The sequence below is a fragment of the Aliarcobacter faecis genome (assembly GCF_013201705.1).
GTDB classification, from domain to species: domain Bacteria; phylum Campylobacterota; class Campylobacteria; order Campylobacterales; family Arcobacteraceae; genus Aliarcobacter; species Aliarcobacter faecis.
The window spans coordinates 1,472,134-1,494,962 of the sequence record NZ_CP053837.1; the positions used below are offsets into that span (position 1 = coordinate 1,472,134).

34 protein-coding genes are annotated in these 22,829 nt (G+C 28.8%); 1 reads left to right on the forward strand and 33 read right to left on the reverse strand.

The genetic code is table 11. The features are described from left to right. Positions 1 to 9 precede the first annotated feature (9 nt). The 32 genes from aspS to ruvA form a co-directional block, all read right to left on the reverse strand. The gene (gene aspS, locus AFAEC_RS07400) at positions 10 to 1,758 is read right to left on the reverse strand and encodes an aspartate--tRNA ligase (protein WP_026805380.1); all 1,749 of its coding nucleotides are present in this window, start codon (positions 1,756 to 1,758) and stop codon (positions 10 to 12) included. 43 nt (positions 1,759 to 1,801) lie between these two features. Next, on the reverse strand, positions 1,802 to 2,974 hold the full coding sequence (locus AFAEC_RS07405; protein ID WP_026805379.1) for a hypothetical protein: 1,173 nt from the start codon (positions 2,972 to 2,974) through the stop codon (positions 1,802 to 1,804). Further along, entirely contained in the window at positions 2,971 to 3,636 is a 666-nt protein-coding gene (locus tag AFAEC_RS07410; protein ID WP_026805378.1) for a uracil-DNA glycosylase, read from the reverse strand. Before AFAEC_RS07410 ends, AFAEC_RS07405 begins: the two co-directional genes overlap by 4 nt. Before the next feature lie 86 nt (positions 3,637 to 3,722). Next, positions 3,723 to 3,941, reverse strand: coding sequence for a translation initiation factor IF-1 (gene infA, locus AFAEC_RS07415; protein ID WP_026805377.1), 219 nt, complete (start codon positions 3,939 to 3,941; stop codon positions 3,723 to 3,725). 9 nt (positions 3,942 to 3,950) lie between these two features. Further along, entirely contained in the window at positions 3,951 to 4,715 is a 765-nt protein-coding gene (map, locus tag AFAEC_RS07420) for a type I methionyl aminopeptidase (RefSeq protein ID WP_026805376.1), read from the reverse strand. 1 nt (position 4,716) lies between these two features. Beyond that, positions 4,717 to 5,979 carry a preprotein translocase subunit SecY gene (gene secY / locus AFAEC_RS07425; RefSeq protein WP_026805375.1) on the reverse strand — a complete coding sequence of 421 codons (1,263 nt, stop codon included), beginning with the start codon at positions 5,977 to 5,979 and terminating at the stop codon, positions 4,717 to 4,719. Between the two features lie 2 nt (positions 5,980 to 5,981). After that, positions 5,982 to 6,380, reverse strand: coding sequence for a 50S ribosomal protein L15 (gene rplO, locus AFAEC_RS07430; protein WP_026805374.1), 399 nt, complete (start codon positions 6,378 to 6,380; stop codon positions 5,982 to 5,984). A gap of 4 nt (positions 6,381 to 6,384) precedes the next feature. After that, complete coding sequence (gene rpsE, locus AFAEC_RS07435) at positions 6,385 to 6,825, reverse strand: 30S ribosomal protein S5 (protein ID WP_081754494.1); 441 nt, start codon at positions 6,823 to 6,825, stop codon at positions 6,385 to 6,387. A gap of 9 nt (positions 6,826 to 6,834) precedes the next feature. After that, positions 6,835 to 7,194 (reverse strand): 50S ribosomal protein L18, encoded by a 360-nt coding sequence (rplR, locus tag AFAEC_RS07440; protein WP_026805373.1) that lies wholly within the window; start codon positions 7,192 to 7,194, stop codon positions 6,835 to 6,837. A gap of 9 nt (positions 7,195 to 7,203) precedes the next feature. Further along, positions 7,204 to 7,740: a 50S ribosomal protein L6 gene (rplF, locus tag AFAEC_RS07445; RefSeq protein WP_026805372.1), complete on the reverse strand. Its 537-nt coding sequence runs from the start codon at positions 7,738 to 7,740 to the stop codon at positions 7,204 to 7,206. Between the two features lie 9 nt (positions 7,741 to 7,749). Continuing rightward, positions 7,750 to 8,148 carry a 30S ribosomal protein S8 gene (rpsH, locus tag AFAEC_RS07450; protein ID WP_024776092.1) on the reverse strand — a complete coding sequence of 133 codons (399 nt, stop codon included), beginning with the start codon at positions 8,146 to 8,148 and terminating at the stop codon, positions 7,750 to 7,752. Between the two features lie 12 nt (positions 8,149 to 8,160). Next, on the reverse strand, positions 8,161 to 8,346 hold the full coding sequence (locus AFAEC_RS07455) for a type Z 30S ribosomal protein S14 (RefSeq protein ID WP_004510833.1): 186 nt from the start codon (positions 8,344 to 8,346) through the stop codon (positions 8,161 to 8,163). After that, positions 8,346 to 8,894, reverse strand: a complete 549-nt coding sequence (gene rplE, locus AFAEC_RS07460) for a 50S ribosomal protein L5 (RefSeq protein WP_026805371.1) — start codon at positions 8,892 to 8,894, stop codon at positions 8,346 to 8,348. The genes AFAEC_RS07455 and rplE overlap by 1 nt, the downstream gene beginning before the upstream one ends. Positions 8,895 to 8,897: 3 nt before the next feature. Continuing rightward, complete coding sequence (rplX, locus tag AFAEC_RS07465; protein WP_026805370.1) at positions 8,898 to 9,134, reverse strand: 50S ribosomal protein L24; 237 nt, start codon at positions 9,132 to 9,134, stop codon at positions 8,898 to 8,900. After that, positions 9,134 to 9,502: a 50S ribosomal protein L14 gene (gene rplN / locus AFAEC_RS07470; RefSeq protein WP_024776088.1), complete on the reverse strand. Its 369-nt coding sequence runs from the start codon at positions 9,500 to 9,502 to the stop codon at positions 9,134 to 9,136. Before rplN ends, rplX begins: the two co-directional genes overlap by 1 nt. Beyond that, entirely contained in the window at positions 9,502 to 9,753 is a 252-nt protein-coding gene (gene rpsQ, locus AFAEC_RS07475; RefSeq protein WP_026805369.1) for a 30S ribosomal protein S17, read from the reverse strand. The genes rplN and rpsQ overlap by 1 nt, the downstream gene beginning before the upstream one ends. 9 nt (positions 9,754 to 9,762) lie before the next feature. After that, entirely contained in the window at positions 9,763 to 9,954 is a 192-nt protein-coding gene (gene rpmC, locus AFAEC_RS07480) for a 50S ribosomal protein L29 (protein WP_026805368.1), read from the reverse strand. Next, positions 9,941 to 10,366, reverse strand: a complete 426-nt coding sequence (gene rplP, locus AFAEC_RS07485) for a 50S ribosomal protein L16 (protein WP_024776085.1) — start codon at positions 10,364 to 10,366, stop codon at positions 9,941 to 9,943. The genes rpmC and rplP overlap by 14 nt, the downstream gene beginning before the upstream one ends. Before the next feature lie 2 nt (positions 10,367 to 10,368). Beyond that, positions 10,369 to 11,073, reverse strand: coding sequence for a 30S ribosomal protein S3 (gene rpsC / locus AFAEC_RS07490; RefSeq protein ID WP_026805367.1), 705 nt, complete (start codon positions 11,071 to 11,073; stop codon positions 10,369 to 10,371). Further along, on the reverse strand, positions 11,073 to 11,405 hold the full coding sequence (gene rplV, locus AFAEC_RS07495) for a 50S ribosomal protein L22 (protein ID WP_034216216.1): 333 nt from the start codon (positions 11,403 to 11,405) through the stop codon (positions 11,073 to 11,075). Before rplV ends, rpsC begins: the two co-directional genes overlap by 1 nt. A 2-nt stretch (positions 11,406 to 11,407) precedes the next feature. Beyond that, positions 11,408 to 11,683, reverse strand: a complete 276-nt coding sequence (rpsS, locus tag AFAEC_RS07500) for a 30S ribosomal protein S19 (protein WP_024776082.1) — start codon at positions 11,681 to 11,683, stop codon at positions 11,408 to 11,410. Between the two features lie 9 nt (positions 11,684 to 11,692). Beyond that, complete coding sequence (rplB, locus tag AFAEC_RS07505) at positions 11,693 to 12,520, reverse strand: 50S ribosomal protein L2 (protein WP_026805366.1); 828 nt, start codon at positions 12,518 to 12,520, stop codon at positions 11,693 to 11,695. A 10-nt stretch (positions 12,521 to 12,530) separates the two neighbouring features. Next, the gene (locus AFAEC_RS07510) at positions 12,531 to 12,812 is read right to left on the reverse strand and encodes a 50S ribosomal protein L23 (protein WP_024776080.1); all 282 of its coding nucleotides are present in this window, start codon (positions 12,810 to 12,812) and stop codon (positions 12,531 to 12,533) included. 1 nt (position 12,813) lies between these two features. Further along, positions 12,814 to 13,425 carry a 50S ribosomal protein L4 gene (rplD, locus tag AFAEC_RS07515; protein ID WP_026805365.1) on the reverse strand — a complete coding sequence of 204 codons (612 nt, stop codon included), beginning with the start codon at positions 13,423 to 13,425 and terminating at the stop codon, positions 12,814 to 12,816. Next, positions 13,422 to 13,997, reverse strand: a complete 576-nt coding sequence (rplC, locus tag AFAEC_RS07520) for a 50S ribosomal protein L3 (protein WP_026805364.1) — start codon at positions 13,995 to 13,997, stop codon at positions 13,422 to 13,424. Before rplC ends, rplD begins: the two co-directional genes overlap by 4 nt. A gap of 19 nt (positions 13,998 to 14,016) precedes the next feature. Further along, positions 14,017 to 14,331, reverse strand: coding sequence for a 30S ribosomal protein S10 (gene rpsJ, locus AFAEC_RS07525; RefSeq protein WP_024776077.1), 315 nt, complete (start codon positions 14,329 to 14,331; stop codon positions 14,017 to 14,019). Positions 14,332 to 14,536: 205 nt separating this feature from the next. After that, positions 14,537 to 15,772 (reverse strand): hypothetical protein, encoded by a 1,236-nt coding sequence (locus tag AFAEC_RS07530; RefSeq protein WP_026805363.1) that lies wholly within the window; start codon positions 15,770 to 15,772, stop codon positions 14,537 to 14,539. A gap of 44 nt (positions 15,773 to 15,816) precedes the next feature. Next, on the reverse strand, positions 15,817 to 16,305 hold the full coding sequence (locus tag AFAEC_RS07535) for an HIT family protein (protein WP_026805362.1): 489 nt from the start codon (positions 16,303 to 16,305) through the stop codon (positions 15,817 to 15,819). Between the two features lie 9 nt (positions 16,306 to 16,314). Continuing rightward, positions 16,315 to 17,751 carry a Mur ligase family protein gene (locus AFAEC_RS07540; RefSeq protein WP_026805361.1) on the reverse strand — a complete coding sequence of 479 codons (1,437 nt, stop codon included), beginning with the start codon at positions 17,749 to 17,751 and terminating at the stop codon, positions 16,315 to 16,317. Further along, a complete protein-coding gene (locus AFAEC_RS07545; protein ID WP_026805360.1) occupies positions 17,738 to 18,457 on the reverse strand; it encodes an alpha/beta fold hydrolase in 720 nt (239 codons plus the stop codon). The genes AFAEC_RS07540 and AFAEC_RS07545 overlap by 14 nt, the downstream gene beginning before the upstream one ends. A gap of 2 nt (positions 18,458 to 18,459) precedes the next feature. Beyond that, a complete protein-coding gene (locus AFAEC_RS07550) occupies positions 18,460 to 19,500 on the reverse strand; it encodes a D-alanine--D-alanine ligase (protein ID WP_026805359.1) in 1,041 nt (346 codons plus the stop codon). Between the two features lie 21 nt (positions 19,501 to 19,521). Further along, on the reverse strand, positions 19,522 to 20,079 hold the full coding sequence (gene ruvA / locus AFAEC_RS07555; protein WP_026805358.1) for a Holliday junction branch migration protein RuvA: 558 nt from the start codon (positions 20,077 to 20,079) through the stop codon (positions 19,522 to 19,524). A gap of 119 nt (positions 20,080 to 20,198) precedes the next feature. Between ruvA and AFAEC_RS07560 the strand changes: the two genes are divergently transcribed. Further along, on the forward strand, positions 20,199 to 22,382 hold the full coding sequence (locus tag AFAEC_RS07560; RefSeq protein WP_026805357.1) for a methyl-accepting chemotaxis protein: 2,184 nt from the start codon (positions 20,199 to 20,201) through the stop codon (positions 22,380 to 22,382). Between the two features lie 50 nt (positions 22,383 to 22,432). Here the strand turns inward: AFAEC_RS07560 and AFAEC_RS07565 are convergent, their stop codons facing one another. Next, the gene (locus tag AFAEC_RS07565; protein WP_026805356.1) at positions 22,433 to 22,780 is read right to left on the reverse strand and encodes a hypothetical protein; all 348 of its coding nucleotides are present in this window, start codon (positions 22,778 to 22,780) and stop codon (positions 22,433 to 22,435) included. Positions 22,781 to 22,829: the final 49 nt, after the last annotated feature.

A 22,829-nucleotide genomic window follows, 5' to 3' on the forward strand; every position in this document is an offset into this window, starting at 1 on the left:
TTATTAATTTTAAATTTCTGTTTTTCTTACTCTTATATGTAACTCTTTTAGTTGAGCTTCATCAACACTTGATGGAGCTTGAGTTAATAGACATTGAGCTTTTTGAGTTTTAGGGAATGCTATAACATCTCTTATAGAATCAGTTCCAGCTAAAAGCATTATCATTCTATCAAGTCCTAAAGCAAATCCACCATGACTTGGTGCTCCATATTGTAAAGCATCAAGTAAGAAACCAAATTTTTCTTTAGCTTCATCTTGCCCTATTCCCATAAGTTTAAATACTTTAGATTGAATTTCTTCTTTATGAATTCTTATGCTTCCACCACCTAATTCTGTTCCATTTAAAACAATATCGTAAGCAATTGATTCAATATCTTCTAAATCATCTTTGTTTAAATCTTTTGGCATTGTAAATGGATGGTGAAGTGCTTTTGTTCTTCCATCTTCAACTTCAAACATAGGGAAATCAACAACCCATAAGAACTCATAAGCATCAACTGGTATTATATTCATCTCAGCAGCTAAAAATAGTCTAAATCTTCCCATATAATCCCAAACTGTTTTTTTATCCCCTGCTCCAAAGAATACTACATCACCAACTTCAAGATTTGTAACTTTTACTATCTCTTCTAAATCCTCTTCACTAAAGAATTTAGTTAATGGACCTTTTAATCCATCTTCTTTCATTTGAAAATATCCAAGCCCTTTTGCTCCAAATTTTCTTACATAATCTTCAAAACCTTTCATCTGTCTTTTTGAGAAGATATTATCTCCATTTGGACATCTTAAAGCTTTAATTCTATTTGCTTTTTTATCTTTTGCAATATCAGCAAAAATCTCATTTGAAGATTTTGCAAAAATATCAATAACATCAATTAAAGGCATATCAAATCTTAAATCTGGTTTGTCTGAACCATAACTTTCCATAGCCTCAGAATATCTCATTCTTCTAAAAGTTTTTGGAATATCTTTTCCACATTTTGTAAATATATCATAAATTAATTTTTCAGCAACAGCTATAACATCTTCTTGTGTACAAAAACTCATCTCAACATCTATTTGAGTAAATTCTGGTTGTCTATCTGCTCTTAAATCTTCATCTCTAAAACATTTTGCAATTTGAAAATATCTATCAAATCCTGCAACCATTAAAAGTTGTTTAAATAGTTGTGGAGATTGTGGAAGTGCATAAAACTCTCCAGCATGAACTCTACTTGGAACTAAATAATCTCTTGCCCCTTCTGGAGTTGATTTTGTTAAAATTGGAGTTTCAACATCTAAAAATCCTAACTCATCTAAAGTGTTTCTAGCTTGAATAGTTGCTTTACTTCTTAGTTGAAAAATATCAAATGATTTTCTACTTCTTAGCTCTAAAAATCTATTTCTTAATTTTATCTCATCATTTACTTTCTCATCATTTATATCAAAAGGTATAGCTTTACTTCTATTTTCTATAACAAGATTTTCTAAAATAATCTCTATTTTTCCAGTTTCTAAATTTGGATTTTCTAATCCTTCTCCTCTTGCTCTTACAGTTCCAGTTGCTATTAAAACATATTCATCTCTTACAGTTTCAGCAATAACCAAAGCATCTTTACAATCTTGTGGATCAGCAACAAGTTGAACTAAACCACTTTTATCTCTTAAATCTATAAAAATAATCCCACCGTGGTCTCGTCTGCTATTAACCCAACCAGCTACTGTTACTTTTTGTCCTATTAAATTTTCTCTTACACTACTACAATAATGTGTTCTCAAAATTAATCCTTTTTCCTAAATAATTAGCGATTTTATCTAAAATTTACTTAATCTCAACAAATCCATAAGATGTTGCTTTAAAAAGTCTTGGTGTATAAATGGCTTCATTATTCTCTATTTTTGTAGGAATTAAACTGTTATTTCCATTCAATAAATAGTTTACTCCAACTAAAGTTGAATAATCAACCCATGAAAAATTTAAATCTGCTCCCATTGAATTAATCTCATCTTTTAATCTTTTATCTATATTTGCTATTGAGTTTGCAATAATCAATTTTTTTCTATCCTCATCTTGAGTTAAAGTTAATAAATTTAAATCATAATTTGCTTGTGTACCAAAAATAAAATCTGGATAAATATCACTAGCTCTTAATTGAGATAAAACTAAAGAACTTTTTACAACATCTAAATTTAAATACAGACTTGAACCACTAAGCCCACCAATAAGACCTTTAAAATTCTTTTCACTATTTTTAACTTCTCTTTCAATACCACTAGAAACTACATTATCATAAGCTTTTTTTATATTTCTACTTAAAAAGGTATCTTGATAGAAAAGAACATTATTTCCATTTGAGTAATAACTTAATTTTTTAAGTTGTTCTTCATAAGAGATTGAACCAAAAATTAAATTATCATTATTTTCCAAGCTATCTTTTTTCTCTATTAAAGGAAGATAAACTTTAAAATCAGAATTTACAAATTTATTTAAACTATTTATTGCTCTTGGTGAAAAAAGTGCTATTACATTTGTTACTCCACTATCTTTTAATTTTGAAAAAGTTTTCTCTATATTATTTGTATTTTCATCACTTATTTCAACTACAACTAAATTATACTGAGCATTTTTAAAAGACAAATATCCCGCAACCGTATTTAAAGAGCTTTTTGCATATTTAGATAAATTTGTAGGATAAACAAAAGCTAAATTTACATTAGCCTTTGTTATATCAATATCAGCAAATTTTTCATCTGATTCAAAAACCTCATTTTTACTTCCACTATTATTAATAATTTGCTCTTTAATATCAGTTTCCATAATTTCAACAGGAGTAAACTCTTCTACAACTGTAATTTTATCTTCATCCACTTGTTTTGGAGTAGATTGCTGAACAACTGGGGCTTTTTGTCCTGGCATTTTTAACTGAACAACTTGTTTTTGGTTACAACCTAAAAAAGCAAATGCTACAAAAAGTAAAACTAATAACTGTCTCAATTTAACTCCTCTAAAAATCTTTTTATATTTAACATATCAAAATAAGTCTCTTTTTTAAATGAAGGGTTTCTTAATAAAAAAGTTGGTGAATAAATAGCCATAAAAGCTATATCATTAAACTTTAAAATTTTTCCTCTATTTTGTATAAAATCACTATTTTTTAATAAATACGAGTAAGTTTTTTCCCCTAAAGCAACAATTAGCTTAGGTTTTACTAACTCAATTTGTTTTAATAAATAGTCATTGCAAGAGTCAAAATTTGAATTTGTTGCACCATTTAAAGATTTACATTTTACTAAAGATGTAATGTAAACTTCCTCTTTTTTTATATTTAAAACATTTTCTATCATTTTAGATAAGATTTCACCACTATTTCCAACATAAAAAGATTTTAATTCATCTTCACTTGAAGTTGGTTCATCTTGAATAAACATAATTTGGCTTTTTAAATTTCCAAAACCAAATAAAACATTTTTTCTCGATTTTGATAATTCACATAAATAACAGTTTGCACTTATATTATTTAGCTCAAGTAAACTATTTGGTAAATTCTGATTTTTCATATCAAAACTTCCAATATCAAAATCTTCATGATAGCTATATCCAAATACTTTAAGATTATGTAAATATTTTAAAATTTGATTCTTAACTTTGATTGTCATACGAGATTTTACAAAAAATATACTTTAGTATTATTGATTTAAAAAAAAATTATTAAATAAGGAGAATTCCTTATTTAAATAAGATACTATTTGTATCTGTGAGTAATTCTACCCTTATCTAATGAATAAGGTGTAATTTCTACTTTTACAGTATCGTTTGGTAAAATTTTAATATAGTGCATTCTCATTTTTCCAGAGATATGACATAAAACTATATGTCCATTATCCAATTGAACTCTAAACATTGCATTTGGCAAAGCTTCAACAACTTTTCCATCAACAACAATTACATCATCTTTTGCCACATTAGTTCCTTAATTTTCCGTTTTACTTAAAATAACTGCTCGTCCATCAACAACAGCAACTGTATGCTCATAATGACTCCCTCTTAATCCATCAGCTGAAACAACATCCCAACCATTTTTAAGAATAACAGGGTTTCTATCTTTTTGACAAATCATAGGTTCTATACAAAAAACCATTCCATTTTTTATTTTTGGTCCAGATTTTGTATTTCCATGTTCCAAGTAATTTGGAATTTCAGGATCTTCATGTGGTTTTCTTCCTATACCATGCCCACAAAATCTAACTAGTGGCTGGTATCCTCTAGCAACAATAAAATCTTCAATAGCCTTTGATAACTCTTTAAATCTCATACCATCTTCAATTATATCAATTGCATAATATAATGAATCTTTAGCACAAGCAATTAAATCTTCATCTTTTTTAGAGATTTGTCCAATTGGCATAGTAATAGCACTATCACCATACCAACCATCAACTTCAGTTCCAATATCAAGTCCCAAAATATCTCCATCTTTTAAAACAATGTCCGTAGGAATACCATGAATTATTACTTCATTTAAAGATGTACAAATAGCATTTGGGAATCCATATAAACCTTTAAAAGCAGGTCTTGCTCCTAAATTTCTAATATATTTTTCACCCATAGCATCAACTTCTTTTAAGCTCATTCCTGCTTTTACATTCTCTTCTAGATATTTAAGAGTTTTTGCAACTGCAACATTTGCAATTCTGAGTTTTTCAATCTCTTGCGGTTTTCTAATTGCAATAGACATTTTATAGTCCAACCGCACTTAGAGTTTGATATTTATTCATATACTGTTGAGCCTCAATTTTTTTCATTGTATCAATAGCAACTTGAACAACAATTAAAACAGATACTCCACCAAAATAAAATGGTACACCCATAGTTTTTACAATTAACCAAGGAAGTGTCGAAATTAATCCCATATAAATAGCTCCCCAGAAAGTTAATCTTCCTGCTACACCATTTAAAAATTCAGCAGTACTTGCTCCTGGTCTAACACCTGGAATAAAACCACCTTGTTTTTTTAAGTTTTCACTAATATCTTTTGCATTAAATGTAATTGAAGCATAAAAAAATGCAAAAAACACTACAAATAAAAACATAAAAATATTAAATGTATATGAACTAGGATTTAAATAATCTGCAATTACCATTAAATATTTATTCTGACTTCCTTGCAAAATTGTTGAAGGAAACATTAAAATTGCACTAGCAAAAATAGCAGGAATAACTCCACTTAAATTTACTTTAATAGGAATATAATTCATTACTCTTTTACTTTGATTTTGCATAATAACTTTTCTTGAGTATGAAACAGGAACTCTTCTTTCACCTAACTCAACATAAATAATAGCTCCAACTGTTGCTAAAATAACAACTAAAATACCTATTACTGTTAAGAAATGCATTTGTCCATTATTTACTAAATCAATAGTTCCACCAATAGCACTTGGAATTGCTGAAACGATTCCTGCAAAGATAATTAAAGAAATACCATTTCCTATTCCTCTTTGAGTTATTTGTTCACCTATCCACATTAAAAGCATTGTTCCAGTAAGCATTGAAATAGCTGAAACTGCAATGAATGTATTCATATCAATAGAAATTGCACTTTGTCCATTTTGACCTGTTAAAGAGTTTAAACCAATTGAAACACCAATAGATTGAATAAGAGTAATTACAATTGTTGAGTATCTGATGATTTGCATATATTTTTGCATTCCATCTCTCTCTTTTTTCATTTTACCAAGTGCAGGGAAAGTTGCTGCTAGAAGTTCCATAATAATAGAAGCAGTAATGTAAGGCATAATTCCTAGTGAGATAATACTTAGTCTTTCAACTGCATTACCACTAAACATATTTACAAGACCTAATGCATTATTTGCATTTGAATCAAAAAATTCCTTAACTACATTTATATTAACTCCAGGCACTGGCACATAAGCCAATAACCTGTAAAGCAGAATAAAACCTAATGTAATAAGAATCTTATTTACTAGATCTTTACTCATAATTAATTTCCAGTAGTTGTAACGTTTTCGTCTTTAATCTTAGCGTTTAAATTTTTAGCTGTTGCACCAATAAGTTTTACTTTTACAACAGATTTTGATAATTTATATACAGATTTAATTGTCTCAACTGTAATTTCTGGTAATTCAGCAATTGCAGTTACTTTTTCAACATTAATCGAATATGGTTTAACTACTCTTGATACAAATCCAACTTTAGGAAGTCTTCTAGCTAATGGTTGTTGACCACCTTCAAAACCTCTTTTTACATTATATCCAGATCTAGCTTTTTGACCTTTATTACCTTTTCCAGCAGTTTTACCGTTACCGCTTCCTTGTCCTCTACCTTTTCTTTTAGCATTTTTTGTGCTACCACAAGCTGGTTGTAAATTTTCTAATATCATCTTATTATCCTTTTATTCTTGCAAGAGCTTCAACTGTAGCTTGTACAAGGTTATTTGGATTATTTGAACCTAAAGATTTTGCAATAATATCTTTAACTCCTGAAAGCTCAAGAACAGGTCTTGCAGCTCCTCCTGCAATTAGTCCAGTTCCTTCCGAAGCTGGTTTTAATAATATTTTACTTGCATTATATTTATGTTCAATATCATGTGCTATAGTAGTACCTTTAATAGAAATAGTAACTAAGCTTTTGAATGCATCATCTAATGCTTTTTTAATTGCATCAGGAACCTCTTTTGCTTTACCAGTTCCAAATCCTACTGTTCCGTTTTTATCTCCAACAACAACCAAAGCTGTAAATCTGAATCTTCTTCCACCTTTTACAACTTTTGTTACTCTTCCGATTTTAACGATTGCTTCTTGAAAATCTTCTCTATTTACTGCCATCATTAATCCTTATAATTTAATACCATTTTCTCTTAATGCGTCAGCAAATGCTGCAACAACACCATGATAAAGATACCCGTTTCTATCATAAACAACAGACTCAATTCCAGCTGCTTTTAATTTACTAGCAAACTCAGCTGCAACTTTTACAGCGTTCTCTTTATTACCACTTAAACCCATAGCTTGAGAGCTAACAGCTGCTAAAGTTCTACCTTCAACATCATTGATAGCTTGTGCACTAATGTATTTGTTTGATTTAAAAATTGATACTCTTGGTTTTTCATTTGTACCAAAAATACTAGCTCTAACTCTTTTTTTTCTTTTAATTCTTAAAGCAACTTTTTTTGCTAAATCTTTTACTCTACTCATAGTTACACCTTACTTCTTAGCAGTTTTTCCGGCTTTTCTAATGATTTTCTCATCAGTATACTTAACACCTTTACCTTTGTATGGTTCTGGTTTTCTAAAGCCTCTAATAATTGCAGCAGCTTGCCCAACTTGTTGTTTATCTGCACCTTTAACAGTTATGATATTTTTCTCAACTGAAATTTCTAAACCTTTTTGAATTTCAAAGTTAATTGGATGAGAGTAACCTAAGATTAACTCTAAAACATCACCTTTTACAGCTGCTTTATATCCAACTCCATTGATTTCTAATGTTTTTGTAAAACCTTCATGTAAACCATTAATAGCGTTTGCTGTTAAGGCTCTATAAGTTCCCCAAAAGGCTGCTGATTCTTTTGTTTCACCAATTTTAGTTAAAACAACTTGACCATTTGCAACTTCAACACCAACTCTTCCATGAGTTTCAACAGTAGAAACATTGTTTCCTTTTTTAACACTAATTAGTGTTCCATTTACTGTTACTTCAATTCCAGTAGGAATTGTGATAGGTTTTTTACCAATTCTTGACATTACACTCTCCTACCATACAGTACAAAGTACTTCTCCACCAACATTGGCAGCAAATGCTTCATCATTTGCGATAATACCTTTGTTAGTTGAAAGAATAATAGTACCGTACCCATTTTTAAAGTTTTTAATTTCAGAAGCTGGTTTATAAACTCTTCTTCCTGGTTTAGAAACTCTTACAATTTCGTTAATTGCTGATTTTTCTTTATCATCATATTTTAATTCAACTTGAATTGTTTTTTTATTATTTTGTCCATCTATAACTTTGAATCCAGCAATATACTCTTTTTGTAGTAAAACATTTAAAACACCTACCACAGTATTTGAGTGTAATAATGTTGCAACTTCTAATCTTCTCATTGCAGCATTTCTAATTCTAGTTAAAGCATCTGCGATTAAATCATTCATCATAGCTTTTTTCTCCTACCAACTAGCTTTTCTAACACCAGGTAATAAACCTTCGTTAGCCATTTTTCTTAAACAAACTCTACATAAACCAAAATCTCTATAAACAGAGTGAGGTCTTCCACAAACAGAACATCTTGTATATGCTCTTACAGCAAATTTAGGTGTTCTTTGTTGTTTAGCGATCATAGATTTCTTTGCCATTACGCTCTTCCTTTTGTAAATGGAATTCCAATTAATTCTAACAATCTATATGATTCTGCATCACTTGTTGCAGAAGTTGCTATTGAAATATTCATTCCATGTGTTTTAATGATGTTATCATAAACTACTTCTGGGAACATTAATTGCTCATCAAGACCAAAGTTAAAGTTTCCTCTACCATCAAATCCATTTCTATTTAAACCTCTAAAGTCTTTTACTCTTGGTAATGCAACATTACATAATTTGTCTAAGAAGTGATACATATTTTCACCTCTTAATGTAACTTTAATACCAACAGGCATTCCTTCTCTTACTTTAAATCCAGCAACAGATTTTTTTGCAATAACTTTAACTGCTCTTTGACCAGCTATTAAAGAGATTGTATCTTGCATATTTTGGATTAATTTAGCGTCTTTCATCGCTTCACCAGCACCAACAGAGATAACAACTTTATCAATTTTAGCTGTTAAAGTTTTATTTTTTGCAAACTCTGCCTCAAGTACAGGTTTAATCTCAGCTTTATATTTTTCTAATAATCTTGATGCCATTTCTTACCCTTCTACTTTTGCCACATTTGAAATATCAATTGGCATCTCTTTATTTATAAATCCACCATCTGGATTTTTTTCTTGATCAGGCTTAACAGTTTTTTTAGCAACTTTACAATCTTTAACGATTACTTTGTTCTCTTTTGGTAATACTTTTAGAACTTCTCCAGTTTTACCTTTGTCATCACCAGTGATAATTTTAACTGTATCACCTTTTTTAATTTTTAATTTAATAGCCATTATAGTACCTCCGGTGCAAGTGAAACGATTTTCATAAATCCTGAATATCTAACTTCTCTGGCAACTGGTCCAAAAATTCTTGTTCCAACAGGCTCTCTTTTAGCATCTAAAATAACAGCTGCATTGTCATCAAATCTAATTAATGAACCATTTTCTCTTTGAACTTCTTTATGAGTTCTTACAATTACAGCTTTAACAACTTGACCTTTTTTAATTTTTCCAGTTGGAAGAGCTTTTTTAACAGAAGCAACAATAACATCACCAACAGTTGCATATCTTCTTTTAGAACCACCTAAAACTTTGATACACATAATCTCTTTAGCACCTGTGTTATCTGCTACATTTAATCTTGTAAAACTTTGAATCATTATTTAACTCCTGTAGCAAGGATTGTCTTTAATCTAAAAGATTTAGTTTTTGACAATGGTCTACATTCAACTGCAACTACAGTGTCTCCAACATTTAATTCATTTTTTTCATCATGAATTAAATATTTTTTAAATCTTTTTACAGTTTTGTGATACTTTGGGTGTAAAACTGATCTTGTAACTAAAACAGAAGCTGTTTTATCACCTGATCTTTTTACTACTACACCTTGAATCTCTCTTTTATGTGTCATACTAGATCCTTAGTTAGCTTTTGAAGCTGTAATAGCTGTCTGAATTCTAGCAATATCTTTTTTTGCTGTTCTTAGTTCAGAAGTATTAGTCAACTGCATAGTTTTTAGCTTAGCTTTTAATTCAAAAAGAAGCACCTTTTTCTCTTTTAATAGTACTTGTAATTCATTCAAGTTTTTATCTTTTAAATCAGTATAGTTCATTTTCGCTATCTCTTGTTACAATTTTAGTTTTAAAAGGTAATTTGTGCATAGCTAAAGCTAAAGCTTCTCTTGCTAACTCTTCACCAACACCTGCCATTTCAAAACAAATTCTTCCTGGCTTAATGTTCATTACCCATTTATCAACTGAACCTTTACCTTTACCCATTCTTGTTTCTAATGGTTTTGCAGTAAGTGGTTTATCAGGGAATACCATAATCCAAACTTTCGCTTGTCTTTTAACTTTTCTAGTCATTGCAATTCTTGATGCTTCAATTTGTCTTGAATCAATTCTACCATGCTCTAGAGCTTTAATTCCGAAATCTCCGTAAGCTAAAGAGTTACCTCTATGAGCTTGACCTCTATTTCGGCCTTTCATCATTTTTCTAAATTTTGTTCTTTTAGGAATTAACATGATTATTTACCTCTTTTCTTAGCAGGTCTTCTTTTTGGTCTAGCTTCACTTGTTTCAGCTTTTTCAGTTGGAATTCCTTTAGCTAATACTTCGCCTTTGAAAATCCATACTTTAATACCAATACAACCATAAGTTGTGTGAGCTTCAGCAAAACCATAATCAATTCTTGCTCTTAATGTATGTAATGGAACTCTTCCTTCTAAATACCACTCAGTTCTAGCCATTTCAGCTCCACCAAGTCTTCCAGAAACAGATACTTTAATACCTTTTGCTCCACCTTTTAATGCATTTTGCATAACTCTTTTCATTGCTCTTCTAAATGCAACTCTTCTTTCTAATTGTTGAGCAACATTTTCAGCAGATAATTGAGCAGAAGTTTGAGGTTTTCTCTCTTCTTTAATATTAACTGCTATCTCTTTACCTACAAGTTTAGATAAAGAATCTTTTAGTTTTTCAACATCTGCACCTTTTTTACCAATGATAATTCCAGGTCTTGCAGCAACAACTGTAACTCTTACTTTTTTAGCAGTTCTTTCGATAACTGTTTGAGCAATTCCAGCATAATATAACTCTTTTTTAACAAATTTTCTAATTTTGTCATCTTCAGCTACATTTGCAGGCATTGTTTCAAATTTAGGGAACCATCTTGAATCCCAGTTTCTATTAATTCCTAATCTTAAACCTATTGGATTAACTTTTTGACCCATTATTTGTCTCCTTTTGTAGAAGCAGCTACTTCAATCATAATATGTGCAGTTGGTTTATGCTTTGGTGACGCTGAACCTCTTGCTCTTGGAGTAAATCTTTTTAAAACTGGTCCTTTATCAACTCTAGCTGATGTAATAACCGCATCAACAGGATCTAAACCAGAATTTGCAACAGCTGAAGCTATAACTTTTGAGATAATTCCAGCAGCTTTGTTTGGAGTAAATTGTAAAGATGCAATTGCATACTCTGCATTCATTCCTTGAACTTCTCTAGCAATAAGTCTTGCTTTAATTGGAGAAACTCTAATAAATTTTAATATTGCTCTTGCCATCATTACGCCTTTCTTTGAACAGAACCTTTGTGGCCCTTAAATGTTCTAGTTGGTGCAAACTCACCTAATTTATATCCAACATGGTTCTCTGTAATTAATACAGGAACAAAGTTTCTTCCATTATGTACATTAAATGTTAATCCAATCATATCTGGTAATACTGTAGATCTTCTTGACCAAGTTTTAATTGGTTTTTTATCTTTTGCAGCATTTGCACTTACTACTTTTTTTAATAAGTGTGCATCTATAAATGGACCTTTTTTTATTGATCTTGCCATTTTATACCCTTATTTCTTTCTTCTTGAAATGATTAGTTTATCACTAGCTTTTTTCTTTCTAGTTTTATAACCTTTAGTTGGCATACCCCATGGAGTAACAGGATGTCTTCCAGAGTTAGTTTTACCTTCCCCTCCACCGTGTGGGTGATCAATAGGGTTCATAGCAGATCCTCTTGTTTGAGGTCTAATACCTAGGTGTCTACTTCTACCAGCTTTTCCAACTACCATATTTATATAATCTCCGTTTCCAACTACACCAATAGTAGCCATACAAACACCAAGAATTTTTCTCATCTCACCTGATGGTAATCTTAAGATAACATATTTATCTTCTCTACCCATAATTTGAGCATAACCACCAGCAGATCTAGCAAATTGTGCACCTTTTCCTGGTTTTAATTCAATATTATGAACCATTGTACCAACTGGAATATTTGCTAATTGCATTGCATTTCCTGGTAAAATATCAAGTCCTGAAATAGCAGATTGTACTTTATCACCAACTTTTAAACCAGCAGGTTGAATAATATATCTTTTATCTCCATCAACATATGATACTAAAGAGATTCTACAATTTCTATATGGATCGTATTCAACAGTTGCGATAGTACCTTCAATACCAAATTTATCTCTTTTAAAATCGATAATTCTATATAATTTTTTAGCACCTGCTTCTTTGTGTCTTGAAGTAATTCTTCCGTTATTATTTCTACCAGCTGCAGCTTTTACTCTTACAAGTAAAGATCTAACTGTTGGTTTTGAAGTAATATCAGAGCTATCGATAACTGACATAAATCTTCTAGCAGGAGTTATTGGTCTAAATTTTTTAATTGACATTTTTTACTCCTTATGCTGAAAGGTTCGCAATTGCTGCGCCTTCTGGTAATGTTACATAGAATTTTTTGAAATCAACTCTTTTTCCAAGTTTCCCTCTAAATCTTTTAACTTTTCCATCTTGTCTTAAAGAGTTAATTTTTGTTGGAGTTACTCCAAAATACTCTTTAAAAACCTCTTTTAAACCTGTTTTAGTCATTCTAGGACTAGTCTGAACAACGATTACACCATTTTCTTGAAGCTCAATTGTTTTTTCTGTATATAAAATTGATTTAATATCTGTAATATCTGCCATCTTAAGCCTCTTTTGTTAATAAATCAAGTACTGATTTTTCAATTAGCACAGAGTGGTAAACTGCAATTAAATAAGCATTTACTTCTTGTTTTTCTACCACATAGCAGTTTTTAATATTTCTAAATGCTAAATAAGTTTTTTCATCAATTGTATCAACAACAATTAATGTATCTCTTTTATTTATTTTACTTAAAACTGCAACCGCATCTTTTGTTTTACCTGACTCTAATTTGATAGAATCAACAACAAAAAGTGAACCATTGTTTGCTTGTGCATTTAAAGCATATTTAAGTGCTAAAGCTTTTTGTTTTTTATTTACTTTTTGCTCATAGTTTCTTTTAGTAGGACCAAAAACAACTCCCCCACCAACGAATAAAGGAGATCTTTTAGAACCCCATCTAGCAGCACCACTACCTTTTTGAGCTTTAGGTTTTTTACCACCACCACTTACTTGTGCTCTTGTTTTAGCAGCTGCAGTGTTTGCTCTTAAAGAAGATAAATATGATTTAACATATAAATATAAGTTATGTTTATTTATCTCTTCATAACTTGCTGGTAAAACTACTTCACCACTATTTTCAAAATTTGCATTTAATACTATTGCTTTACTCATTTAGCAACCTTTACTTTACCTAGTCTTCCATTAGCTCCAGATACTGAACCTTTAAGAACTAAAATTCCAGTTTCTGCATCAAATGATAGAATTTCATTTTTTACAGTTACATTTGTATTTCCGTATTGCCCTGGCATCTTTTTACCTGGTTGAACTCTTCCTGGAAATTCACAGTTACCAATTGAACCTGTTCTTTTACCCATTCTATGTCCGTGTGAACCTCTTCCACCGGCAAAATTCCATCTTTTTACAACACCAGAGAAACCTCTACCTTTTGTTTTAAAAGTTGTTTTAACTACTTTTGCTTCACCTAATCCTGAAACATCTAAGTCTCCAGCTTCACTATTTGCTACAGTAATTGTTGCAAATTTGTTAAACTCTTTAGATAGGTTATATTTTTTTTGTTGACCTTCTATAGCTTTGTTAATTTTTTTACCATTGCTATAAGAAACTAATGCTACACCATCAGTAACTTGACATACCTTTGTATCAAGAACTTTTAAAAGTGTAACCGCTGTACTTGGAACAGATACTGTTCTACTCATACCGATTTTTTGAACTATGAATTCCATCTTGTATTACCCTTTCTTATTATTCTTGACCCATTGATCTTACTTCAACATCAACTTCAGGAGCAAGGTCAAGTTTCATTAATGAATCAACTGTATCAGCAGTAGCTGCTATGATATCAATAATTCTTGAATGAACTCTAATTTCAAATTGCTCTCTTGAATCTTTGTTTACGTGAGGACCTTTGATAACTGTATATCTTCTGATTTTCGTAGGAAGAGGGATTGGACCTCTTAAATCAGCACCAGTTCTTTTAACAGCTTCAACAATTGAAGCAACACTTCTGTCTAAAACTCTATGATCATAAGCTTTTAGCTTTAATCTGATTTTTTCCATATATTTTTTCCTTTAAAGAACTCGTTAGACACCAATAAATTGGCTCTAACCACATTAAGTGGACGCGGATTATAACTTAAAATATGTTAAATGTCAAGATTTATGGGTGTTTGCAAGAAAAATATATAATTTTATTTCCTTAATAAAAGGAATAAAATATAGTTTTTATATACTTAGTAAGTGGAATTTAAGAATAGGATTTATCCTACTCTTTTAACTCATGTCCACAATTTTGGCAAAAATGTAGACCATTTATAGTAAATTTTCCACAAGATTTACACTCAATTTGTAAAATATCTTTACAACAAGGGCAATAGTTCATTGTTATATATGAGACTCTATTTCCACAGCTATTACAAAGATTTTGATTAAATGATTGAATTTTTGAGATTCTATTATTTTTTAATTTTTCATTATTTTCTTTAAATCTCTTTTGTATTTTGATAATAATAAATGCAAAAATTATAACAAAAATAATTATAAGAAGATAATAAACTACAAAAGGAATCTCAAGATTATAGAAAAACTCTATTAATTTTGATATAAAAACTTTTGGTAAAAATTTATAAATTATTATAAAAATTGTATATAAAATTGGTATTAATGTAACAACTAAAAGATTTTTAAATATTACATATAAAATATATTTTTCATCTTTTATATATTTTTTCATTAAATAGAAAAATATTAAAAGCATTGGCAATAAGAATAGTAAACTTATAATATCAACTTTATAATAATAAATTTTATAAGCAGATTTTTCATCTTCTAAATATGAATCTTTTATACTATCCACATAAGAAATTAGTGATTGAACACTTTTTGAGTTTTCGAAAGAGTCTGATAAATCAGCTCTTTGTTTTTTTATCTCATCTAACTCTTTTATATTCTTATCATAATTCTCTTTTATATTTTCACTATTTATATTGTTTTCAATAATAGATTTATCACTATCTTGAGTAGCCATTTTCTCGAATAAAACTGTATTATAGTTATTTCTTAGATAGTTTATTTGATCTTCAATTTTATACTCATTTGATAATAAAACTCTATCTTTTTTTATGATATCTTGAACATCAATCTCATCTTTTATATTTTGTAGCAAAGTTGCTATATTTTTACATCTGTTATCCAGTAATTCAAAATTTCTCTCATACTTATCATATTTTCCATAGTAATAGTCATCTTGTACACTATAATTTTTTCCATATATATATGAATTAAAATCTTTTAAATTACCTTGCACAACAGTTGAACAAGATCTAGAAAAAGTTTGATTTGGACTATTTACAAATTTTGTTTGAAAACTCAAACCTTCACTAAGTATATAATAGACAATAATATTTAGTACTAAAATAGCTAATATTGTAATCTTTGAAAGTTTTTCTTTTGTCCCATAGACAAAGTTATTTTTGTAAAATTTTTGAATAAATCTTTTCATTTTCTCCCTTTATTATTTAATTTAGGAGAATATTAACATAAAAACTATAAGAAATATTTTTCTATATTATTTTTAAGTTTTAAAAAGATCTCTTCAAAAGAAGTAGGATAAACTCTTGTTTCTCCTATTGTAGTAATAAAATTTGTATCTCCAATCCATCTTGGAACTAAATGATAGTGAACATGTTGTTCTATTCCAGCACCAGCAGCTTTTCCTAAATTCATTCCAATATTTACACCTTCACACGGCATAGTCTCTTTTAAAAGTTTAACTGCTTGTCTTACTCTTTTTGATACTCTTTGCCAAATCTCTTCTTCTAAATCTTCTATATTAGAAGTATGAAAGTGTGGAACCACCATAAAATGACCTGGGCTATATGGATATTTATTCATAACTACATAACAAAACTCATCACTAAACAAAACTTGATATTTTTCATTATCTCTATTTTTTGAGATATGACAAAAAACACACTCATCTAATTTTTTCTCACTTACATAAGAGTATCGCCAAGGTGCATAAATATGTTCCATTATTTAGCCTTATATAAAATTTGGTGCATCATTTGCAAATAAAATCAAATCTCCAACTCTTGTACTACTTGCCAAAACGGTTTGCATTTGAGATTTATCTTTTAAAATCATTATTTTATCTCTTTCTATATTTGATGTAAAAATATGAGTATTTAAACTTCCAGTTACTATTACTAAATCAAAAGTCTCATTTATAACTTTTGCAAGCATAATATTTGCCGTATCCGTTGCTTCAACAAGACCAGGAGTAATAATAACTCTTCTTCCATCATAAGTTGAAGATATTTTTATAGCTTCAAGCATACCTTCAAGATTTCCATTAAAAGAGTCATCTAAAATTATTTTTCCACCTGCTTCTATTTTCTGAAGCCTATGTTCAACCTGTGGAATAGTTGTAAGAGCTGCTTTTATCTCTAAAATACTCATTCCTAAATTATAAGCTACCAAAATAACTGCCGTTAGGTTAATAGCATTAAAACTTCCTAAAATTGGTGCATAAAACTCTTCAACTCTTCCACCAACTTCAACCTCAAACCAAATACCATCTAGTGTGCTTTTTAAAATATTTAAATTATTTGGAAATTTTGTAATTTTGGGATAATCTTTTATAGGAACACTTTCATGAACAAAACCCATCTCCATTCTAGGAGATTTTAAAAGTTCCATTTTTGTAAGAATAATATTATTCAAAGTTTTAAAATACTCAATATGTTGTTCTCCAACACTCCCAATAACACAAATTTGTGGTTCTAAAAATAGTGCTATCTCTTCAATATCACCTTTTATTCTAGCCCCTGCTTCAGCTATATAAATTTGTGTATCAAGAGGTAAATCTCTATTAACATCAAGAACTAATCCAGCAATTGTATTTACACTTCTTGGAGTCTTATAAACTTTAAATCTTGATTTTAAAACATGGTATAAAAAGTTTTTAATTGAAGTTTTTCCAAAAGATGCTGTAATTGCAACAGTTCTTAACCCTACTATACTCTTATATCTTTGTTTTGCTCTATTTTTAAATGAGATAAAAAATAATCTTTCTAAAATAGAACTTAGAATATAAGTTAAAATTAAAGGAATAAAAATAATTTTTTTAACACAATCTTCAAAAGTCAAACACAAAGCAATTACAATAAATGCTAAAATTAGAAGTATCGCTAAAAATCTTTTTACTCTAGCAGTCATTACAAGTGGATTTGTAAGTTTTCTATTCCATAAAATAAAACTTGTAAAATATACAATAAAAAAATATGCTGCAAAATATGGTTCTGGTATTAGGTAAAAAAGAATTATAGGAGATAGGAAATATGTTATATGCCACTGCCATTTATGGTGCTTAAAAATAACTCTATCAAGTTTATAGTTATACCATTGAAGGTTTGTAATTAAATACCAACCTAAACTCATTATTAAAATAATATGTGTAATAATACTAAGATATTCCATCTTCCACTCTTTTACTTATATTTTCTGCATTTTTTAGGAAAAAATAGTGATCACCTATATATGATGTAAAACTAGAATTTTTTATCAAACTAGCTATCTTTTCTCCAGATTCCAAAGATGTTGCACTATCCTCTTCTCCCCAAAATATGAAAGCTTTATTTGAAAAAGCTTCGAAATTTGAGCTAAAATCTTCATCTACCACATTTTTAAAAGTAGCATACATATTTTCACTCATTTTATCAACATCTTTACTTCTAAAAACTTTTGTAAAATTTTTTAAACCTAAATTATTTAAAAGTTTAGCAAAAAATATTTTTATTTTTACCTTTAGTGATTTCTCTTCCAAAATCCCTGCACTACTAAGTAATATTAAATTTTCTGGATTTAATAGTGTTGCAACTTTCCCACCAAAAGAGTGCCCCGCTATTGCTACACAATTTGAATTTAAACTTTTCAAAAACTCTTTTACTATTTTTGAATAATCATTTGTATTTAAAACATATAAATTTTGAGTTTTTCCAAACCCTGGCATATCTAAATAAATATGTCTAAAATCTTTAAAATAGTTTGAAAAAGCCATTTTCATAATATCTTTATTTGAACCCCAACCATGTAAAAACAAAATATCCTTTGTTTTTGTAGGATTTACTAATTCATAAGATAATTCAAAACTTTTACCCTCAATTACAAGATGCTTTATTGCCAAATCTATTTTCCTTTTGCAACTTGAATTTTATTTACATACTCAAATGTAACTGGAATTTGTTTTTTCTTTGGAAGATTTAAAACAACTTTATTAAATACATCTTGAAAATCAGTAAATAAATAGTTTGCCATTGATCCAGGAATAGAGTTTATCTCATTTAAATAAACTTTATCTTCTATAACAAAAAAATCACATCTAATGATTGAGCCTTCAAAAAGTGTGTTATACAATCTTTTAAATGACTCTTTTATCTCACTATTTAATTTCTCACCTAAATCAACCTCTTTTGCTTTTGAAGTTCTCGAAAAATCCAAATATTTTTTATCAAAATCTAAAAACTCAGTTTTTTGTGGCTCTTCAATAATAGAAAAAATAAACTCTCCATTTACTTTAGTTCCTGCTAAGTTATACTCTTTTACACCACTAATAAATGGTTCAATAATAATTGCATCATCAAATTCAAAAGCAACATCAAGTGCATAATCTAACTCTTCTTGATTTTTCACAATAGCAACTCCTATAGAGCTCCCTAATTTTACTGGCTTTAAAATAACTGGAAACATATCAACTTTTACACTATCATTTTTTGTAAAATATCTATAATCTAATGTATTTACACCTACACTTTGAGCATAACCTTTTGTGATAAATTTATTTGAACTAACTACACAAGCTTCAGTTCTTGGTGCAATAAAAGGGATATTATAAAAATCTAAAACTGATGATAAAATTCCATCTTCACCATCTCCACCGTGAGATAAATTTAAAACTACATTAAAATCTATATTTTGTTTAGTTTTTAAAAATCCTGTCTCTTTATAAAAACCATTCATTTTAAAATAAACTTTTGGACATTTTTTATACTCTCCACTACTAAATAGTTTTGAGTTTATTTTAAAAGTTGGAATTTCATAAATCTCTCTTTTAGAATCTATATAAAAATATATTAACTCATTTTTCAAAACGTCTTTCATCGCAATTGAACTTACTATTGAAATTTCATGTTCAAAACTTAATCCACCAAAAAGTATTGCTATTTTCATTATAATTTTCCCTTTTAAAATTTATTTTTGTAATTTTCTAAGTGCTTCTCGCACAAGCTCACTTGTAGTTGCACTTGTACAACTTTTCAAAACTGTTGTAACTAAATCTTTTTTAAATCCTAAAGACTCTAAAGCCATAGATGCTTCAAGATTTATATTTGTTGCTTCATCTTGATTTGAACCATCTACAATAAATCCACTAAGCTCTACTAGAATTCTACTAGCTCCTTTTGGTCCAATACCAGGAACTCTTTTTAACATATTTATATCATGATTTGTAATAATTTGTGAAAATGAAGTAGGTGTAAAAGTTGAACAAATAGCAAGTGCTACTTTTGGACCAACTCCATTTATTTTAATAACAGTATCAAATAATTTTTTCTCATTGCTATCTAAAAACCCATATAAACTATGAGCATCTTCTCTTATAATTTCAGTGATTTCTAATTTCACATCATCAGAAATAATTTTTGAACTACAATTTAATGAAACAAAAACCTCATAAATAACTCCATTCACATTTAACTGAATTATCGTTGGTTCTTTCTTTAAAATTTTTCCTATTAAGCCAATAATCATATTTTAAATCTCTTTAATTAATTTTTTTTATAAATTTAATAATTTTTTAGGACAAGTTAATATTTAATAAATAATCTTTATTATATAATAATTACGCTTAAACATTATAAAGGAGAGATATGTTAGAAATAATAACGAAAAAAATAAGTAACAAAATCATTTTTGCTCTATTTATTTTAATGTTTATAAGTAGTATAACTATAGTTTATTCTACAACAACAAAAGTTACAAAAGATTCTATTGCAAATGCAAAAGATAATTTGGAGATGTTAAATGCTTCTATTTTTCAAACTCTAAGAAATACTATGAATACTGGAGATCCAGATTTAATAGCAAAGGCTGAAGCAGAAGCAAGAAATATAAAAGGTGTAAAAAATCTAACTGTTGCAAAAGGGAAACCTTTAATGGAGCTTTATGAATCTAAAACTCCTTATACAACAGATAAAGAAGTTTTAAAAAGTTTTGAATCAAAAGAGAATCAAATTATTCAAACACAAGAAAAAGGTGAGCATACTATTAGAATGATAAAACCAATGATTGCAACAGCCGAATGTATGGCATGTCATGCAAATCAAAATGAAGGTGATGTAATAGGAGTTATGGATCTAACTTTCTCTTTAGCTGAAACTGATGCAAGAATCTCTTCTTTATTAAAAGAAATCTCTTTTATCTCTCTTGTTTTAGGACTTATTACTATTACTTTAATCTTTATTGCTGTAAGAAAAGCTACAAATCCTATAGAAAATTTGAAAAAAGGATTTGAAAATCTACTTCATTCAAATGATACAAATATAAAGTTAGAAGTAACATCAAAAGATGAAATAGGAGAAGTTGCAAATCTATTTAACTCTTATATGAATAAAGTTCGTGATGGTTTAAAACAAGATGCAATTGTAATAGAAGAAGCAAATGATATTATAGAAAAAACTTCAAATGGTTTCTTTGTTTATAAAGTAAATAGTAAAGCTTCAAATGTTCATGTTGAAGATTTAAAAAATAAACTAAATCTAATGATAGAAAAAACAAAAGAGACTTTAGATAAAATAAATGTAACCCTTAGAAACTATTCTGAATCAAAATATGATTATGTTATGGATGACAAAGGAATTCATGGAAATTTAGGTTCACTTGTTGCTGGAATTAAACTTGTAGGGAATAATACTTCTGAAATCTTAGCTATGATTATGAATACAGGGAACTCTTTAAAAAATAGTACTCAAACACTATCTAGTGCATCTAATAATCTTTCTACTTCTTCAAATTCTCAAGCAGCTTCACTAGAAGAGACAGCAGCAGCATTGGAAGAGATAACAGGTACAATACAAGCAAATACACAAGCAACTACTCAAATGGCTTCATTAGCACAAAAACTAAATGTTTCAGCTAAAAATGGAGAAGATCTTGCAAATGAAACTGCAAAATCTATGGATGATATTTTTAAAGAGGTAAGTTCTATAAATGAAGCAATTGAAGTAATAGATCAAATTGCTTTCCAAACAAATATTCTATCACTTAATGCAGCTGTTGAAGCAGCAACTGCTGGAGAAGCTGGAAAAGGGTTTGCCGTTGTTGCAGGTGAAGTACGAAATTTAGCAAATAGAAGTGCAGAAGCAGCAAAAGAGATAAAAGCAATAGTTGAAAAAGCTGGACAAAAAGCAAAAACAGGAAAAGATATCTCTAACAATATGATAGAAGGATTTAATGAATTAAATCAAAATATTTCAAATACAATTATGACAATAGACCATGTTGCAAAAGCTTCAAAAGAGCAAGAAAAAGGAATTATGCAGATAAATGATGCAGTTAATTTACTTGATCAATCAACACAAAAGAATGCACAAGTTGCTGAAGAGATTTCAGCTATGGCAAATGAGATAGCTTCTATGTCAAGCTCTTTAGTAACAGCTGCAGCTAGAGCCTCATTTCTAGAAGATAGCTTAAACAAAGTTTGTGATGTTGATTTAGTTTATGATACAGCTTTATTAAAAGTGAAACTTTTAAAAGATAAAGATGATGTTTATTCTAAACTATCAAACTTTGAAGAGTTTGCAATTTCACAAAGTAGCAATATAAATGAATGGTTAGAAAATCTACAAAATTCAGGTAAAAATGTTGATTTAAATTTAATAGAAAAGATTAATCAGCAAAATAAAGTTTTCTTTAGTGATTTACAAAATTTAGTAAAATTAAACTCTAAAAAAGCGACTAATGATATTTTAAATGCAAAAGCAAAAGATATAGAACAAAACTCTTTAAAACTTTTTGAAGATTTAAATGAGATAAAAAAAGTTGCTTGTAAATAAAAAAGATAAAAAAAGGGGATTTTTAATCCCCTTAAAAAAATAAACTAAAATTACATACTCTTAATCAGAGCTTCTAAATCTTCTTGGCTTAATGTATCTTCACTTGCATCAATATTTTTGGCACTAGGGGCTAAATTGTACTTTGTTTTATCTATTCCATTATTATCACAAACAAAATTTACAACTTTTTCTATTTTTTGTCTATGTAAATCTTGATTTTGTAAAAGTCCATAAATATTAGAAATAAAATTTGAAAGTTTATTTTTTTGATGAAGTGGCAAAGATAACTCTTCTAAAAAATTATCTATTGCCTCAGTATTATTAAAAATATCTTGTGCATTATTTTCAGACTCTTTTATAACTTCACAAAGCTGTAAAATAGTATCTTCATAAGCCATTTTATCCCCTTTTTGCTTTTTTAATTATGTTATTTTTTAGTCTATCTTT

Coding starts and splice junctions, on each gene's coding strand:
- map (WP_026805376.1), bottom strand. CDS start 4,715: ATGTCTATTGCAATTAGAAAACCGCAAGAGATTGAAAAACTCAGAATT.
- AFAEC_RS07550 (WP_026805359.1), bottom strand. CDS start 19,500: ATGAAAATAGCAATACTTTTTGGTGGATTAAGTTTTGAACATGAAATT.
- rplP (WP_024776085.1), bottom strand. CDS start 10,366: ATGTTAATTCCTAAAAGAACAAAATTTAGAAAAATGATGAAAGGCCGA.
- rpsE (WP_081754494.1), bottom strand. CDS start 6,825: ATGGCAGTAAATAGAGAAGATTTTCAAGAAGCAATCGTTAAAATCGGA.
- rplC (WP_026805364.1), bottom strand. CDS start 13,997: ATGGAATTCATAGTTCAAAAAATCGGTATGAGTAGAACAGTATCTGTT.
- AFAEC_RS07565 (WP_026805356.1), bottom strand. CDS start 22,780: ATGGCTTATGAAGATACTATTTTACAGCTTTGTGAAGTTATAAAAGAG.
- rpsH (WP_024776092.1), bottom strand. CDS start 8,148: ATGATGAATGATTTAATCGCAGATGCTTTAACTAGAATTAGAAATGCT.
- rplO (WP_026805374.1), bottom strand. CDS start 6,380: ATGATATTAGAAAATTTACAACCAGCTTGTGGTAGCACAAAAAATGCT.
- rplN (WP_024776088.1), bottom strand. CDS start 9,502: ATGATTCAAAGTTTTACAAGATTAAATGTAGCAGATAACACAGGTGCT.
- AFAEC_RS07510 (WP_024776080.1), bottom strand. CDS start 12,812: ATGGCAGATATTACAGATATTAAATCAATTTTATATACAGAAAAAACA.
- rplR (WP_026805373.1), bottom strand. CDS start 7,194: ATGAGTAGAGTAAAAGATTTAGCAAAAAAAGTTGCTTTAAGAATTAAA.
- rplV (WP_034216216.1), bottom strand. CDS start 11,405: ATGGCAAGAGCAATATTAAAATTTATTAGAGTTTCTCCAATTAAAGCA.
- AFAEC_RS07410 (WP_026805378.1), bottom strand. CDS start 3,636: ATGACAATCAAAGTTAAGAATCAAATTTTAAAATATTTACATAATCTT.
- rplF (WP_026805372.1), bottom strand. CDS start 7,740: ATGTCAAGAATTGGTAAAAAACCTATCACAATTCCTACTGGAATTGAA.
- rplE (WP_026805371.1), bottom strand. CDS start 8,894: ATGGCATCAAGATTATTAGAAAAATATAAAGCTGAGATTAAACCTGTA.
- AFAEC_RS07455 (WP_004510833.1), bottom strand. CDS start 8,346: ATGGCAAAGAAATCTATGATCGCTAAACAACAAAGAACACCTAAATTT.
- rpsQ (WP_026805369.1), bottom strand. CDS start 9,753: ATGACACATAAAAGAGAGATTCAAGGTGTAGTAGTAAAAAGATCAGGT.
- rpsS (WP_024776082.1), bottom strand. CDS start 11,683: ATGGCAAGATCAATAAAAAAAGGTCCATTTATAGATGCACACTTATTA.
- rpmC (WP_026805368.1), bottom strand. CDS start 9,954: ATGAACTATACTGATTTAAAAGATAAAAACTTGAATGAATTACAAGTA.
- ruvA (WP_026805358.1), bottom strand. CDS start 20,079: ATGATTATTGGCTTAATAGGAAAAATTTTAAAGAAAGAACCAACGATA.
- rplB (WP_026805366.1), bottom strand. CDS start 12,520: ATGTCAATTAAAAAATTTAGACCAATAACTCCTGCTAGAAGATTTATG.
- AFAEC_RS07530 (WP_026805363.1), bottom strand. CDS start 15,772: ATGAAAAGATTTATTCAAAAATTTTACAAAAATAACTTTGTCTATGGG.
- rplX (WP_026805370.1), bottom strand. CDS start 9,134: ATGGCTATTAAATTAAAAATTAAAAAAGGTGATACAGTTAAAATTATC.
- AFAEC_RS07560 (WP_026805357.1), top strand. CDS start 20,199: ATGTTAGAAATAATAACGAAAAAAATAAGTAACAAAATCATTTTTGCT.
- AFAEC_RS07540 (WP_026805361.1), bottom strand. CDS start 17,751: ATGGAATATCTTAGTATTATTACACATATTATTTTAATAATGAGTTTA.
- rplD (WP_026805365.1), bottom strand. CDS start 13,425: ATGAGTAAAGCAATAGTATTAAATGCAAATTTTGAAAATAGTGGTGAA.
- AFAEC_RS07535 (WP_026805362.1), bottom strand. CDS start 16,305: ATGGAACATATTTATGCACCTTGGCGATACTCTTATGTAAGTGAGAAA.
- rpsC (WP_026805367.1), bottom strand. CDS start 11,073: ATGGGTCAAAAAGTTAATCCAATAGGTTTAAGATTAGGAATTAATAGA.
- rpsJ (WP_024776077.1), bottom strand. CDS start 14,331: ATGGAAAAAATCAGATTAAAGCTAAAAGCTTATGATCATAGAGTTTTA.
- secY (WP_026805375.1), bottom strand. CDS start 5,979: ATGAGTAAAGATCTAGTAAATAAGATTCTTATTACATTAGGTTTTATT.